At 33.4% G+C, this 15969-nt stretch carries 14 protein-coding genes; all 14 read left to right on the top strand.

Annotation, left to right across the window (positions count from 1 at the left end; all coding sequences use genetic code 11):
* The first annotated feature begins 101 nt into the window (after positions 1-101).
* Positions 102-1160, top strand: coding sequence for a dTDP-glucose 4,6-dehydratase (gene rfbB, locus PR709_RS13820; RefSeq protein WP_272570946.1), 1059 nt, complete (start codon positions 102-104; stop codon positions 1158-1160).
* Between the two features lie 2 nt (positions 1161-1162).
* Positions 1163-2026 carry a glucose-1-phosphate thymidylyltransferase RfbA gene (gene rfbA, locus PR709_RS13815; RefSeq protein ID WP_040132581.1) on the top strand — a complete coding sequence of 288 codons (864 nt, stop codon included), beginning with the start codon at positions 1163-1165 and terminating at the stop codon, positions 2024-2026.
* A 4-nt stretch (positions 2027-2030) separates the two neighbouring features.
* Positions 2031-3488: a lipopolysaccharide biosynthesis protein gene (locus tag PR709_RS13810; protein ID WP_102780896.1), complete on the top strand. Its 1458-nt coding sequence runs from the start codon at positions 2031-2033 to the stop codon at positions 3486-3488.
* The gene (locus PR709_RS13805) at positions 3481-4578 is read left to right on the top strand and encodes a DegT/DnrJ/EryC1/StrS family aminotransferase (RefSeq protein WP_171831105.1); all 1098 of its coding nucleotides are present in this window, start codon (positions 3481-3483) and stop codon (positions 4576-4578) included. Before PR709_RS13810 ends, PR709_RS13805 begins: the two co-directional genes overlap by 8 nt.
* Positions 4568-5020 (top strand): GNAT family N-acetyltransferase, encoded by a 453-nt coding sequence (locus PR709_RS13800; protein WP_171831104.1) that lies wholly within the window; start codon positions 4568-4570, stop codon positions 5018-5020. The genes PR709_RS13805 and PR709_RS13800 overlap by 11 nt, the downstream gene beginning before the upstream one ends.
* Positions 5017-5919, top strand: coding sequence for a 1-aminocyclopropane-1-carboxylate deaminase/D-cysteine desulfhydrase (locus PR709_RS13795; RefSeq protein WP_171831103.1), 903 nt, complete (start codon positions 5017-5019; stop codon positions 5917-5919). The genes PR709_RS13800 and PR709_RS13795 overlap by 4 nt, the downstream gene beginning before the upstream one ends.
* Positions 5920-5921: 2 nt before the next feature.
* Positions 5922-6941: an ATP-grasp domain-containing protein gene (locus PR709_RS13790; RefSeq protein ID WP_171831102.1), complete on the top strand. Its 1020-nt coding sequence runs from the start codon at positions 5922-5924 to the stop codon at positions 6939-6941.
* Positions 6931-7923 carry a glycosyltransferase gene (locus PR709_RS13785; protein ID WP_272570945.1) on the top strand — a complete coding sequence of 331 codons (993 nt, stop codon included), beginning with the start codon at positions 6931-6933 and terminating at the stop codon, positions 7921-7923. The genes PR709_RS13790 and PR709_RS13785 overlap by 11 nt, the downstream gene beginning before the upstream one ends.
* A gap of 4 nt (positions 7924-7927) precedes the next feature.
* Positions 7928-9103 carry an oligosaccharide repeat unit polymerase gene (wzy, locus tag PR709_RS13780; protein ID WP_272570944.1) on the top strand — a complete coding sequence of 392 codons (1176 nt, stop codon included), beginning with the start codon at positions 7928-7930 and terminating at the stop codon, positions 9101-9103.
* A 128-nt stretch (positions 9104-9231) separates the two neighbouring features.
* On the top strand, positions 9232-10326 hold the full coding sequence (locus tag PR709_RS13775) for a glycosyltransferase (RefSeq protein ID WP_272570943.1): 1095 nt from the start codon (positions 9232-9234) through the stop codon (positions 10324-10326).
* 178 nt (positions 10327-10504) lie between these two features.
* Complete coding sequence (locus PR709_RS13770) at positions 10505-11629, top strand: glycosyltransferase family 4 protein (RefSeq protein ID WP_272570942.1); 1125 nt, start codon at positions 10505-10507, stop codon at positions 11627-11629.
* Positions 11630-12257: 628 nt separating this feature from the next.
* The gene (locus tag PR709_RS13765; protein WP_272570941.1) at positions 12258-13412 is read left to right on the top strand and encodes a polysaccharide export protein; all 1155 of its coding nucleotides are present in this window, start codon (positions 12258-12260) and stop codon (positions 13410-13412) included.
* Positions 13413-13417: 5 nt separating this feature from the next.
* Positions 13418-13846, top strand: coding sequence for an arsenate reductase/protein-tyrosine-phosphatase family protein (locus PR709_RS13760; RefSeq protein WP_014657219.1), 429 nt, complete (start codon positions 13418-13420; stop codon positions 13844-13846).
* Between the two features lie 33 nt (positions 13847-13879).
* A complete protein-coding gene (locus tag PR709_RS13755) occupies positions 13880-15958 on the top strand; it encodes a polysaccharide biosynthesis tyrosine autokinase (RefSeq protein ID WP_272570940.1) in 2079 nt (692 codons plus the stop codon).
* The last annotated feature ends 11 nt before the right edge of the window (positions 15959-15969 follow it).

The raw sequence follows: 15969 nt of genomic DNA, 5'->3' as shown, positions 1-15969 counted from the left end.
ACCCAGTGCGGTAGCTATGGCTGATCAAATATTGCAGTAAACATTTATACCATAGCTAAATTTATTCTTACTTAATAAATTATTAAATACCAAGGTTTTCAGTGAAAATATTAGTTACTGGTGGTGCAGGCTTTATTGGTTCCGCAGTTATTCGCCATATTATTAATAACACCAATGATACCGTTATTAATGTTGATAAATTAACTTATGCGGGAAACTTAGAGTCACTCACATCTATTTGTGAAGATCCTAGATACACCTTTGTTCAAGCTGATATTTGTGACTCAGCCGCTATCACAAATATATTCAATTTGCACCAACCTGATGCAATTATGCATTTAGCCGCCGAATCACATGTTGATCGTTCAATTGATGGTCCAAGTGAATTTATTCAAACCAATATTATCGGCACCTACACATTATTAGAAGTGGCTCGCCAATATTGGAACCAACTACCAGCAGACAAGAAAGCAACATTCCGTTTCCATCATATATCGACGGACGAAGTCTATGGTGATCTAGAATCAACGACGGATCTGTTTACTGAAACAACACCCTACGCCCCAAGTAGCCCCTATTCAGCATCAAAAGCATCGAGTGACCATCTAGTTAGAGCTTGGCAACGCACTTATGGTTTACCAACCCTCGTTACTAACTGCTCTAATAACTACGGCCCATTCCACTATCCGGAAAAGCTCATTCCTTTAATGATCTTAAATGCCCTAGAAGGTAAACCACTGCCTGTCTATGGTAATGGTCAACAAATCAGGGACTGGTTATACGTTGAAGACCATGCAAGAGCACTCTACAAAGTTGTTACCGAAGGTAAAGTTGGTGAAACTTATAATATTGGTGGTCATAATGAAAAAGCCAATATTGATGTTGTTAAAACTATCTGTAATATCCTTGAAGAATTAGTGCCTAATAAACCTAATAATATTCAAAGTTATAGCGACCTAATCACTTACGTTACAGATAGGCCAGGCCACGACTTACGTTATGCCATCGATGCAACTAAAATCAAAAATGAACTAAACTGGGTTCCAGCAGAAACATTTGAGAGCGGTTTGCGTAAAACAGTTGAATGGTATTTGAGTAATTCAAAGTGGTGTGAGTCAGTTCAAAATAATAAATATAATAGAGAAAGGTTAGGGGCTTAAAAGTGAAAGGTATTATTTTAGCGGGTGGCTCTGGAACACGGTTATATCCAATAACAATGGGCGTATCAAAGCAATTGCTTCCTATTTATGATAAACCCATGATTTACTATCCATTGTCAGTTCTTATGCTGGCAGGGATCCGTGAAATCCTGATTATTACAACCCCAGAAGATCAAAGCAGCTTCGAGCGTTTATTAGGTGACGGGTCTCAATTTGGTATTTCATTACAATATGCAATACAACCTAAACCTGAAGGTTTAGCACAAGCCTTTATCATTGGTGAAGAGTTTATTGGCTCTGATAGTGTCTGCTTGGTATTAGGAGATAATATTTTCTACGGACAAGCCTTTACACCGAAGTTAAAGGAAGCCGCTTCACGCCAAAAAGGAGCAACAGTCTTTGGATACCAAGTAAAAGATCCAGAACGCTTTGGTGTTGTTGAGTTTGATCAGAATAAAAAAGTTATTTCTATCGAGGAGAAACCTCAAAAACCCAAATCAAAATATGCTGTCACTGGTTTATATTTCTATGATAACCAAGTGGTCAAACTAGCAAAACAAGTAAAACCGTCACAACGTGGGGAATTAGAGATAACAACACTTAATGAATTGTATCTAAAACAAGGTTCATTAAATGTAGAAATGTTGGGTCGCGGCTTCGCTTGGTTAGATACAGGCACCTATGAAAGTTTACTTGAGGCAGCCCAATTTGTAGAAACAATAGAAAAAAGACAAGGTTACAAAGTAGCTTGTTTAGAAGAAATAGCATACAACAACAAATGGCTAACACGAGAAGATTTATTAGCAAGAGCTAAGCTAATGGCTAAAAATAGCTATGGCGAATATTTGCTATCTTTACTGAAGTAACCCTATGGATAGTAATTTAAAACAAAAAACAACTTCAGGCTTAAAATGGAGTGCAATTGAAAGGTTAGCAACACAAGCCATTCAATTAGTGGTAATGCTTGTACTTGCCCGAATGCTTGGCCCTCAAGCGTTCGGCCTTATCGGTATGTTAGCTATATTTATTGCCGTCAGCCAAGTTTTCGTTGATAGTGGATTAAGTTCGGCATTAATTAGAAAGTTAGATAGAACAGAGCTAGATTATTCAACAGCTTTCTATTTCAATATTGCCATTGCACTTGTTTGCTATCTTATTTTATATATTAGTGCACCGTATATTGCTGATTTTTATAAACAGCCAGAGCTGACTTCTTTAACTCGGGTATTAGCATTGGTTATCATAATTAATGCCCTTGCAATAATACAGCGTACTAAGTTATCCATAAATATGGATTTCAAAACCCAAGCAAAAGCTTCACTAGCCGCTGTTTGTATAAGCAGTATAGTGGCATTCGCTATGGCATATTGTGGATTTGGTGTGTGGTCTTTAATTGGACAAACTATAACTTATACATTATGTAATGTTATCTTCCTTAATATACTACATAAATGGCTACCAAAACTCAGTTTTAACTTTGACTCATTTAAGCAACTATTTGGGTTTGGCTCAAAACTTATGCTATCTGGTTTAATCGATAGTATTTATCAAAATATTTATCAAATAGTTATCGGTAAAAAATTTAATGTGTTAGAAGTAGGCTATTTTACCCAAGCAAACCAACTGGCTAGAACACCGGCGATTACAATGACCTCAATAATCCAAAGGGTCACCTATCCAATGCTTAGTAGCATACAAAACGATGAACAACGGTTAAATAATGCATATTTACTAACACTACGCTTATCAGCTGTTATTATTTTTCCGTTGCTTTTCGGACTTGCTGTAGTAGCTGATCCGTTAATACCTGAGCTATTAGGCTATGAATGGAAATCAGCCTCATTACTTGCCAGCATACTAGCTACTGGATTACTGCTTTATCCTATCCATGCTATAAATCTAAATTATCTTCAAGTAAAAGGTAGATCTGATCTTTTCTTAAGATTAGAAGTTATAAAAAAAATTATTACAACGATTGTTCTTTTTATTACTATTCCATATGGAATGAATGCAATATGTATTGGAGTTGTAATTCAATCTTATCTCGCATTAGTAATAAATACTTATTATAACGGTAAAATTGGTAGCCTATCTGGTAGATCTCAATTAAAAGCATTATTACCCATATGGCTAATTTCAATAACTACTTGTTCTATAGCATGGTTAATAACAAATTTAATATCAGTATCTCCATGGATTTCAATTATATTAATAATCACCATGGCTACATTATTTTACATATTAAGTATCCGTTTTTTGCAAAAAGATTTATACAAATATATTATGTTAAATATTCTGCCTAAGAAGCTAACTAAAACTTATGAATAATATCACTGTAACATCACCTTTATTGCCACCATTAGAAGAATTGACTCCTTATTTAGAAGATATTTGGTCAAGGAAATGGTTGACAAATAATGGGTATTACCACCAACTATTAGAAAAAGAATTATGTAACTATTTAGGTGTCGACTATATTTCTCTATTTTCTAATGGAACACTCGCTTTAATTACTGCATTACAAGCTTTAGACCTAAAAGGGGAAGTAATAACAACACCTTACAGTTTTGTAGCAACAAGTCATGCCATTTTACTCAACAATTTGAAACCTGTTTTTGTCGATATCGATCCTAACACCTTCAATATAGATCCTAAAAAAATAGAAGAGGCAATTACAGAAGAGACATCAGCGATATTACCCGTTCACGTTTATGGTAACCCTTGCGATCATGATGCTATTCAAGAAATTGCTGATAAGCATGGATTAAAAGTAATTTATGATGCTGCACATGCTTTCGGTGTTAAAAAAGATGACGTATCCATTCTTAATTGGGGCGATCTTTCTATTCTGAGTTTTCATGCAACTAAAGCATACTCAACAATTGAAGGTGGTGCTATTATCTGTCATACCAAAGAGATGAAAGAAAAATTAGATAGACTAAAAAACTTTGGATATGAATCAGAAATTGAAATATCTATGCTTGGGTCAAACGCAAAAATGAACGAAGTACAAGCAGCATTTGGGTTAGCGACACTAAAACATATTGATTCTGCCTTAATAAAAAGAAAAAATGTTGCTTCATTTTATATAAATAACTTAATGGAGGTTAAGGGGATATCGTTACCTATTATAGATAAAAATATTACAATGAACCATTCATACTTCCCTATATTAATAAATGAAAATAAGTATGGAATGAGCAGAGATGATTTATTTAAAAAATTAAAAGATCATAATATATTAGCTAGACGATATTTCTTTCCTTTGATTACTGAGTTTAATTTATATAAAAAATACTCATCATATACTCCTAAATCTAAGGGTGTTTCTGATAGTGTCATTTGCCTCCCTATTCACACTGCGCTGAACAACAATGATTTAGAGTTCATTGTGAAAATTATCAAAAATGAAGATTGAAAAAATAAAAAATATTAATATTCTTGCTCTTGAAAAATTCATTCACAATACTGACAATGAATTCACACCATCTTTGTCGTCACGTATTAACATTTCTATTTATGCAAAGAAATTAGCAGCTAATTCTGTCATATTTGCTATTAAAGAGGGTGATATTATTATTGGGCTAGTAGCTTGCTACGCTAATGATTTTATAGAAAAAAAAGCATATATACCATATATTGCTATAGATAAAAAATATAGAGGTTATGGCTATTCAAAGCTATTACTAGATAGCATAATAGATTATTTGAATCAGAATGAATTTAAATTGTTATCTTTAACAGTAAGAAAAAACTCAGCTGCTTATAACTTATATAAAAAATATAATTTTATTGAAAAAAAAGAATTTTTATATACCAATACTAAAATTCTTGGATGTGATATGGAACTACAATTATGAATTTCATAACACCTTTAGAAAAAATAAATTCAGTTACAGATATAAATTTATATGTAAAAAGAGATGACCTATATCCTATATCCGGTGGTGGTAATAAAGGTAGAAAGCTTAATTATATTTTAAAAAAATGCATCGATATGAAATGTAATGCAGTAGTTACATGTGGTGGTATACAATCAAACCATACACGAGCAACTGCAATTCGCTGTCGTGAATTAGGGCTAAAATGCACAATAGTTATACACAGCAAGACTGTTACCCATAGTACGGGTAACTTAAGAATACTTGAGTTATTAGGTGTAAAAATTGTTTATTGTGAGCTCCATGATATAGCAAAAGTTATGGATTTGGAGATGGCATGCTATCGTACGCAAGGAGATACTCCTTTTTATATTTGGGGAGGAGGACATTGCTATGAAGGGACATTAGCTTATTTTGATGCAGTAAAAGAGCTAAAAAAACAAAGTAAAGTTGAATTTGATGCAGTTTTCCTAGCTAGTGGAACAGGAGCAACACAAGCTGGCCTACATTGTGGTTTCAAACATTATTATAACAATACAACAGTTCATGGAATAAGTATTGCACGAGATAAGAACAGAGGAACAATAGAAGTTAAAAAGTCTATTGAAGAATTTATATCTTTAAGTAGTCTAGATAGTAATTACATCAGTGATATTGTTTTTGATGATAATTATAACTGCGGTGGATACGAAAAAACCAATCATGAGCTATTCAATGTATTGAATAAAACGGCTAGGAAAACAGGAATTATCCTAGACCCCGTATACACTGGAAAAGCGTGGATGGGAATGGAAAATATTATCAAGTCTAAACAATATCCTAAAAATACAAATATTTTATTTTGGCACACTGGCGGCTTACTTAATCTAATGGCATAAAAATGAATATATTACTAACATCTGTAGGTAGACGTACATATTTGATTGATTATTTTAAAGATGCTTTACGTGAGTTTAATAGTAAAGTATTTGCCGCTAATAGTGTAAAAACTTATGCAATAACTCAAGCTGATTCATATACTATAACGCCTGAAATATATTCAGACAATTATATTGAATTTCTTTTAAAATATTGTAAAGACAATCAAATTAAGATAATAATTTCACTATTTGATATTGACTTACCTATTTTAGCTAAAAATAAAGAATTATTTTCAAACATTGGCGTAAGGGTAATAATATCCTCTCCTGATGTGATAGATATTTGCAACGATAAATGGAAAACATATAATTTTTTATTAGATTCTAATATTCCCACGCCAAAAACATTTCTATCTTTACCCTTCGCCGAGGAAGAAATTAAAAAAAATTCATTAGTATTTCCTTTAATTGTCAAACCACGCTGGGGTATGGGATCTATTGGAATTTATAAAGCAGACAATTTAGATGAGCTCAAAATATTTTATTCTAAAGTTAAAAATGAAATACAGTCTACTTATCTCAAGTATGAATCTGCTGTAGATTTAGAGCAGTCTGTATTAATACAACAATATATTTCAGGTAAAGAATATGGACTCGAAATTGTGAATGATTTACACAGTAATTACATTACTACATTTTGTAAACAGAAAATAGCTATGCGTTCTGGAGAGACAGACCAAGCATTAACTATTAAAAATGAAACTCTCAGTAAATTAGGCGAGTCTTTAGCAAAAGAATTAAAGCATATATGTATTTTAGATACTGATTGTCTAGAGCAGAATGGACAATTCTATGTATTAGAAATGAACGCTAGATTTGGAGGCCAGTACCCATTTTCACATCTAGCTGGGGTAAATATACCAAGACAAATCATTGAGTGGATTATAAGCGGAAATACTTTAAAAAAATATACTACGCTCAAAGAAAATGTACTAAGTTGTAAAGATATCCAACCAACTGTGATAAACGATGAATATTAATCCATTACAAGCCCCTGAAGATGAAGCTTCAATCATTAAGCATTGGAAATATACAGATAAGATCTATATTAGCTGTATTTGCATTACATACAATCAAGAAAATTATATTAAAGATACAATTAATGGAATGTTAGCGCAAGTTACAGACTACCGCTTTGAAATTATAATCCATGACGATGTATCTACAGATAACACCCGCTTGATTCTGTTAGAATATAAGGAAAAATATCCTAATATAATTAAATTAATTCTACAAACTGAGAACCAATATCAAAAAGGGGAGAAAATAATTCCATTAGCAGTATCATCTTCAAATGGAGAATATATAGCTATATGTGAGGGTGATGATTATTGGCTAAAAAAACATAAAATTGATACTCAAATAAAAATTTTAGAGGTAAATAAAAACATTAACTTATGTGTTCATAATTCATACTCTTTAAATTGTGAAAATAATAGTTTAACGAATTTATTTAAATTTCAGACTAAAAAAAATCAAATTGTTGACTCTTTGTTAATATATACTACACCAGGTCAATTTTCAGCTACTGCATCTCTTTTTTTTAGAAAAGAAATTTTCTTACAATATCTCCCTATATATAATAAATTCCCTGTTCTGGATTTTTTCCTAGAAACTATACTTGGAGATAATGGTGTATTTTATATTAAAGAAAAAATGAGTCTCTATCGATATAGTTCAATCGGTTCATGGACAAACAATGAATTAAAAAACATAAAAAACTCAATCGACAGAAATGAAAAAATGTTATATGCATTAGATTTATTAAATAAGTCTATGAACAATACTTTAACAAAAGAAATAGAATATAGAAAATCTGAAGTATATAAAGACCTAGCTAGATTAAATTTAAATCTAAAAAATTATAAAAATGCATATGGCTGTATAAAAAGAATAAAAAAAATGAAGGTTAAAAACTATATAAAAATATTACTTTCCTATATAAATTCAGTACTAAGATAATAAAATGATTAAAAATATATCGCCAGAATTAAAAAAAACTCTTTTTTTGATTTTCATTTTTCAATTTTTATCAAATACCGTTTCATATATTATGTTTTTAAATGACGGTTACTATTATGTAGAACGAGATTATTTCAAAGTAAACATAGAAAATGCAATTTATTCTTATGTGGCTTTTTTAATATGTTTTATATTTATACTGTTTTCTTTTTTTTCCACACAGAGAAATATAAAACCTATAATAATAAATGAAAATAAATATTCATTTATTATTTTAATTCTTCAAATATCATATTTTATAATCAATATTCATTATGGAATAAATATTGCTGGCCAACCAGGACGTAAAGACCTGCCAGCCTTGCTTTCACTTTTCTTCGTCATATTTAATCCAGACATACTGTTCTTAATATATCTATTTTTTACAAAAGAATCAAAAATTAAAAAAATTAATATAGTAGTTTATTTAGTTTCAATGTCAATTCGAGGATGGATGGCTGGGATTCTTTATGTTTTATTATATTACTTTATTACAAAAAAATTTAAATTTCGTGTTTATATTATATTGCTACTTACCATGACCTTATTACTATTATCTATGCCATTTATAATAAATGCAAAATGGTACCTAAGGTCAGATGACACGAGCAATTTTTTTGATGTGATATTCAATGTAAAAGATTACTCGGCTTCTTTAGCAAGCTCTATTGAATACCTCTTATTAAGATTTCAGCACATATCTAGCGTTATGTTCATAACAGATAATCTACAGTTTATCAACTTTGACTCCATAAAACCTTATTGGGCAGAAGGTAATTTTCAGTTATTCTTTGAGAAAATATTCAGTATTGAGCTACAGAGTATCAACAATTATGCCGTCACAAATTTATTAGGTTATTCAAACGCAGATTGGAATATACATATCGGCATAGAATCTTGGCTTATCATGTATCCTTTTGATCTATTCCTATATATATATATCTTTATAACTATATTTTTCACTAATCTACTCGCCATAACTAAACACAGTAAATTAATGCAAGCATTTTTCTTGTATATGATTTTTTCTAGATTATTTGTCGGCTGGAATGCTGCATATATAAATCTAATAATTTCATTATTAGTTACTATGTTCATTTTATTCTTAATAAAAAAAATAAATTTAAAGCGTTCTTTTTAAGTATATACTTTTTATGCAAAATAGAACCTCCGTAAATTAGATTAGATTTTTTGACGAGAAAAAATGGAAAAATAATTTAAATAATTATTATAACCTTTAAAAATAGTAAGTTTAACGAGAAATAACAAATGAGAATTTTCATTATTATCACTGGCCTAGGTATGGGTGGTGCAGAAAGAAGCATATCTGACCTTGCAGACAAGTTTACAGATCTTAACCATGAAGTATTCATAATTTCGCTCACCGGTGAAACTATTGTTAAGCCGAAAAACCCTAAGATTAGAATCATTGAATTAAAAATAAAAAAAAATCCTTTAAGTATTATTAAGGGAGTATTTAAAGTAAAAAAAATGATAAATCACTATAAACCAGATATAATACATAGTCATATGGTTCACGCCAATATCTTTTCTCGTATAATGCGTTTATTTATAAAATTTCCAGTTTTAGTTTGTACAGCCCATAACAAAAATGAAGGTGGTAAACTTAGAATGTTTATTTATCGAATTACTGATAGGCTTGCAAATATATCAACTAATGTTAGTCAAGAAGCGGTAAATAATTTCGTATCGCTTAAAGCAACAAAGAAAGGGAGAATGATCCCATTTTATAATGGAATAGACATAAATAAATATCATTACAATGAATTTATCCGTAATCAAAAACGAAAAGATATTAATATCAGTAAAAGCTCTCAATTAATACTAGCTGTTGGTCGATTAACTGAAGCTAAAGACTATCCTAATCTTTTCCATGCTATTTCGAAATTAAATCATCCTATTGATATTAAATTAGTGATCATCGGTGATGGTGAGGATAAAGAAAAATTAAAAAAATTAGCTAAGCAATTAAATATAGCGCAACATATCATTTGGTTAGGTATAAGACATGATGTTGAAGATTGGATGTCTGCATGTGATTTATTTGTCTTATCATCTGCATGGGAAGGTTTTGGATTAGTTGTTGCAGAGGCAATGGCTTGTGAACGTCTTGTTATTGGGACTAACGCTGGAGGAGTAAGTGAAGTTATTAGTAAACATGGATTCATTGTTCCTACAAATGATTCAGATGCCTTATCTTCTGTAATAACAAAATGTTTATCACTCACACCGCAAGAAAAAAATGCTATTGGTACCAATGCAAGAAAACATATTCTCAATAACTTTTCTCTAGAGAAAATTAGTAATGAATGGATAAAGTTATACACGAATTTATTAAAATAACTTATTTTAAATATTATTTCATAACAATATAGGAAAAACACTTCAAGATATCTTATCTTCCTTTTTTAATATATGAAATAAAATAAACTCTATATGCTTTAATAATTAAGCAAGAATAGTTTTTGTATATTATCAATGTTTTTCCTATTTGAAAAAAATTAAAATATATAGAGGCATCATGAAAATAGCAATAATAGGGACTAATGCTTCAAGTATCTTAGGATTTCGAAAAGATTTAATAGTTTCATTAGTTAAAAGTGGTCATAATGTTTTTGCCTTTGCTATTGATTATACTGACGGTGAAAAAAATATAGTGGAAAAATTGGGTGCTGTTCCAATAGACTATGAGTTAAAACGAACAGGCCTAAACCCTATACATGATATAAAAACAATCGTTCAACTTAGGAAAATTCTAATTAAGATAAAACCTGACATTGTATTCTCTTATTTTTCTAAACCTGTGATTTTTGGAACTATCTCTGCTGTATTAGCCAAAATACCGAAGAGAATTGCAATGCTAGAAGGGTTAGGCTTCACTTTTACAGAACAACCCAAGCGTATTCCCATAAAAACTAAAATTATTAAGCGAATACAAGTATATCTGTATAAATTATCTTTTTTATTTTTAGACCGTATCATTTTTTTAAACCATGATGACCCTTTAGATTTAATAAATAAATATAGATTAAAAGTAAAAGAAACAAGTATACTTGGTGCTATTGGTTTAAATTTAAATGAGTATTCTTATTCTGAAGCCCCCATTCAACCAATTCGATTCATTTTCATTGGTCGTTTGCTCGCTGAAAAAGGAATTCATGAATATGTTTCATCTGCTCGCTTGATAAAGAAAAATTATCCGAATGTACAATTTATAGTTTTAGGAGGGCTCGATGAAGATAATCCTGGAGGTTTAAGTAAAAATCAATTGAATGCGCTTATATCGGATGAGGTTATAATTTATCCTGGTCATGTTATCAATGTGCCAGATTGGTTATCTAAATCTAGCGTTTTTGTTTTGCCGTCTTATAGAGAAGGCTCCCCCAGAAGTACTCAAGAAGCGATGGCAATAGGTCGAGCTGTCATCACAACAGATGCTCCTGGTTGCAGAGAAACTGTTATAGATGGCGTAAATGGTTTTATAATTCCTAAATACAATATAAACGCTTTAGTAAATAAAATGGAGTTTTTTATTAATAATCCAGATAAAATTATAGAAATGGGTAATAAAAGTCATGACATAGCAAAAGTTAAATATGATGTCAATGAAATAAACGAACGTTTAATTAAATTAATAACTGATTAAAATCACTCAATCAACCTATTTATATTTATCACGTATCAATGATATAGTCACTGTTAATATAAGCTGTAGAATTCTTACTATAAATGATGATAAGTTATTATCTAAACATTGTTTGGAAAGTGATTAAGTAGTGAATATAGCCCCACTCATCTCACGTGTTGAAATATAACTTTTTTGAATAATCAAAAGTATCATAGACCACTATCTTCAAATATTAAATTTTTAATAAACACAATAGGTTTAAAGGCAATGCATAGTTGGATAAAAGTCAATTTTGATTCTTAGTTTCGGACATACATAATAGTATAATAATTTAGCCAAAATTTATCTCGAAAGTCATTCTCAGGCGATTATGTACCGCATATAAAAATTTCAAATAGTTAAAATCGCATTATAACTCCCATATCGTACAAAATTATTTTATATTTGAACTCATGGAGCGTGAATAATCATTGTGCTAATACAAAAAGTGTAAAATAAACATTGACTGCACTAAAATAAATAAAGATTCTCCTTTCTTTCCAAAGGCACGTAACATTTATATTAAACACGTATAAGTGAAAGGTGATGATAGAACTCTACCACTTATGCTTTATTCAATCTAAACATTTTTACATAGGATGGTCTTGTGCTTAGTAAGCGTCTCCCACTTACCTTAGTCGCTGTTAGTATTCTCCTAACTGGCTGTACTGTTACCCCTGGTGTTTATATGTCTACCTCGGGGAAAAATGTCGTCGACACTGGCGATCGTGATATTTCTAAATTTGTCGATATCTACCCAATCTCGCCAAAACTGTTAGATGAGATGTATACCCCACAAGTTATTGCAAAACCCAACCCAACCCTAGAGAAGCAACTGGCAACCTATGAATACCGTGTTGGTGTGGGTGATGTATTAACCATTACTGTCTGGGATCACCCTGAGTTAACTATTCCTGCCGGCTCTTACCGTAGCGCCGCGGACTCCGGTAACTGGGTACATTCCGATGGTACTATCTACTATCCGTATATCGGTAAAGTGAAAGTCATTGGTAAAACGGTCACTGAAATCCGTAATCTAGTGAGTAACCGTCTATCGACTTATATCGAATCACCACAAGTGGATGTCAGCATTGCTGCCTTCCGCTCACAGAAAATGTATGTTTCAGGTGAAGTGGCTAAACCCGGTACATTACCGATTACTAACGTACCGCTAACGGTTTTAGAGGCCTTTAATAATGCAGGCGGCCTGACTGAAAAAGCCGATTGGGACAATGTCGTACTCACCCGAAATGGCAAAGAGATAAAAATCTCACTGCAAGCATTAGTTCAGTATGGCGACCTAACCCAAAACCATCTGATGCTACCGGGTGATGTACTATATGTACCACGTAATGACGGGCAAAAAGTGTTTGTGATGGGCGAAGTGGGTCAGCCAAACACCCTAACCATTGACCGTGCTGGCATGAGTATTACTGAGGCACTGAGTAAAGCAGGCGGTACAGATCAAAATACCGCTAATGCAACTGGCGTATTTGTCATCCGTCCAATTAAAAACCAAACCTCAGGTGATAAAGAGCTGGATGCCCTACTGCCGAAAAAAATGGCGGCGGTCTATCAGTTAGATTTATCCGATGCCACTGCCATGGTGATGGGAACGGAATTTAAACTGCAACCTTATGACTTAGTTTATGTCACTGCCGCCCCTATTGTACGTTGGAACCGCCTAATCACCCAATTGCTACCAACCATCGCGTCATATAATCAGTTAACCGAAGGTACTAAACGTATTCATGACTGGTAATCCATATGTTTAATAATATTCTCGTTGTCTGTATGGGGAATATTTGCCGCTCCCCCACGGGGGAGCGCCTATTACAAACCCATTTCCCCGATAAAAAAGTGCACTCCGCAGGCATTATCGCCAAAGAGGATCGCCCCGCTTATGATAGCGCCATCCGTATTGCACAAAACCACAATCTCTCTTTAGATGGCCATCAATCACGTCGTTTAACCAGTGAATTATGTAAAGAAGCAGATTTAATCCTAGTGATGGAAAACGACCATATTGATAGAATCCATCAACAATTCCCCGAGACGCGTGGCAAAGTCATGCTGTTCGGCCAGTGGCTAAATAAAACCGAGATCCCAGATCCGCATAAACGCAGTGATGAAATGTTCGAGCATGTTTATCAACTGATGGAAAAAGCCGTTATACAGTGGCAAGGGAAAATTTAATTTTACTATTTGAAGGCTTAACGTTAATTGATTATGAACACGACAAAAACCAGCTCCGCTGCCTCGGACGAAATCGATCTGCTGGCGCTCTTTAAGATACTCAAATCCAGCTACCTTAAAATCGGCTTTTTTACCCTCTTTTTTATTGTTATTGGTGCCGCTTATAGTTTTCTAGCGACACCAATCTATCAAGCCAATGCGACACTGCAATACGATAAAATGAGTCAAGTTTCATTGTTAGATCAAATGAGCGATGTGATGCCATTTGCTAATAGTAATAGCCAAGCCGATTCCGAAATCGAGGTCATTAAGTCTCGGATGGTGCTCGGTAAAACGGTTGCAGACCTTAATTTAGATACCCACACCGCACCTGCTGGTTTTTTCGATAGGCTTTGGGGAGACAAAGCTTCTGTCACTATTTCCCTCTATTCTTTACCTGAACATCTTATTGGTGAACCCGCTATCCTGACCTATTTAGGCGAAAACCGTTATGCTCTTCATATTGATAACCAAACCTTTGAAGGCAAAGTGGGCGAACTCCTAAAACAAGATGAAATCAGCTTGCTGGTATCCTCAATCAATGCTGAAGTCGGACAAGAATTTACCTTATCTAAAAATGCCCGTTATTCAACCATTGAAAACCTACGTAATACCTTAACGATTGCAGAAGTCGGTAAAGGTACGGGTATTATTAATCTTGCTATTAAAGGTGCCGATAAAGCAGAAAATGTGCAAATTCTGAATAGTATTATTCAAAATTATGTGGATCAAAATACCGAGCGCAAAAAAGAGGTTACCAACAATACTCTACTATTCCTAGATGAATACTTACCGAAAGTAAAAACTAAATTGGACAACTATGAAAACCAATTAAATGCTTTCCGTAAAAAGAATGAATCTATCGACCTGTCCTTAGAGGCTAAATCGGCTCTTGATAGCGCCTTGCAAGTCGAAGAGAAACTCAATGAGTTAACCTTTAAAGAGGTAGAGATCCAACAGCTCTATACCCGTAACCACCCTGCTTACCAATCATTACTGGATAAGCGTCAGCAACTGTTACGTGAAAAAGAGAAAATCAGTAAAAATATCCAAAAACTTCCTAATACCCAGCAACAGATAGTGCGTTTAACCCGTGATGTCGAGTCCGAGCAAGCTATCTATAATCAGCTAGTAGCCAAACAGCAAGAGCTGAGCGTATTAAACTCCGGGATCACCGCCGATGTACGCATTATTGACTCGGCAGAATCCCAACCTAATGCCGTGGCACCGAAAAAAGCGCTCATAATGGTTCTGGCGACGATCCTCGGTTTTATTGTGGGTTGCGCTTATGTGATCGCCCGTGAGTTCTTTAATAATAAGATTAAAGGTACTGAAGATATCGATGCATTAGGTGTTAACGTCTATGCCACTATTCCATTCTCTACTCATGAGAAAAAATTAATTGCAGCGGGGAATAAGCGCCCACTTGCATTGGAAAACCCAGCCGATACGGCAGTAGAAGCCATCCGTTCCCTGCGTACCAGCGTTTACTTCTCGGTGATGAACCAAGGGAATAACTTGGTGATGATCAGTAGTGCGTCACCGGGCGTAGGTAAAAGCTTTGTTACCTCTAATATGGCGGTTGTATTAGCTAATGCGGGTAAAAAAGTTCTCTTAATTGATACCGACTTACGTAAAGGCCGTATTCATAAAGCCTTTGGTTTAAGCAATAAAGCGGGGTTATCCGAATATTTGGCTCAGCAGGACATTACGCAACCGGCCATCCACCGTGGTGTGATTGAAAACCTAGATGTGATCTGCCGTGGTAAAAATGTCACTCACTCTTCTGAGTTACTGATGGGAGAACGTTTTAAACACCTGCTCGACACGGTGAAAGGGCAATATGATATCGTGGTTATCGATACCGCCCCAATCTTAGCAATCACTGACTCCGCGATTATCGGTAAGTACGTCGGCACCTCACTGCTTATTGCCTACTATGGTGTCAATACGGTGAAAGATATTGAGCTATCGCTAAAACGCTTTAAACAAAACGATATCGAAATCACAGGCGTGATCCTCAATGGTATCGATGCGAAATCAGACGACTATAACTATGTCTATGAGTACTAGTCGTACAGGAA

Source organism: Providencia sp. PROV267, assembly GCF_028477825.1.
GTDB classification, from domain to species: Bacteria; Pseudomonadota; Gammaproteobacteria; order Enterobacterales; family Enterobacteriaceae; genus Providencia; species Providencia stuartii.
Note: the sequence above shows the minus strand (reverse complement) of the source record. Positions and strands in the feature narration are given on the sequence as shown.

Excerpts from the sequence above, each read along its gene's own strand:
- PR709_RS13810 (WP_102780896.1), top strand. The coding sequence starts at position 2,031 with ATGGATAGTAATTTAAAACAAAAAACAACTTCAGGCTTAAAATGGAGT.
- PR709_RS13805 (WP_171831105.1), top strand. The coding sequence starts at position 3,481 with ATGAATAATATCACTGTAACATCACCTTTATTGCCACCATTAGAAGAA.
- PR709_RS13800 (WP_171831104.1), top strand. The coding sequence starts at position 4,568 with ATGAAGATTGAAAAAATAAAAAATATTAATATTCTTGCTCTTGAAAAA.
- PR709_RS13795 (WP_171831103.1), top strand. The coding sequence starts at position 5,017 with ATGAATTTCATAACACCTTTAGAAAAAATAAATTCAGTTACAGATATA.
- PR709_RS13790 (WP_171831102.1), top strand. The coding sequence starts at position 5,922 with ATGAATATATTACTAACATCTGTAGGTAGACGTACATATTTGATTGAT.
- PR709_RS13785 (WP_272570945.1), top strand. The coding sequence starts at position 6,931 with ATGAATATTAATCCATTACAAGCCCCTGAAGATGAAGCTTCAATCATT.
- wzy (WP_272570944.1), top strand. The coding sequence starts at position 7,928 with ATGATTAAAAATATATCGCCAGAATTAAAAAAAACTCTTTTTTTGATT.
- PR709_RS13775 (WP_272570943.1), top strand. The coding sequence starts at position 9,232 with ATGAGAATTTTCATTATTATCACTGGCCTAGGTATGGGTGGTGCAGAA.
- PR709_RS13770 (WP_272570942.1), top strand. The coding sequence starts at position 10,505 with ATGAAAATAGCAATAATAGGGACTAATGCTTCAAGTATCTTAGGATTT.
- PR709_RS13760 (WP_014657219.1), top strand. The coding sequence starts at position 13,418 with ATGTTTAATAATATTCTCGTTGTCTGTATGGGGAATATTTGCCGCTCC.
- PR709_RS13755 (WP_272570940.1), top strand. The coding sequence starts at position 13,880 with ATGAACACGACAAAAACCAGCTCCGCTGCCTCGGACGAAATCGATCTG.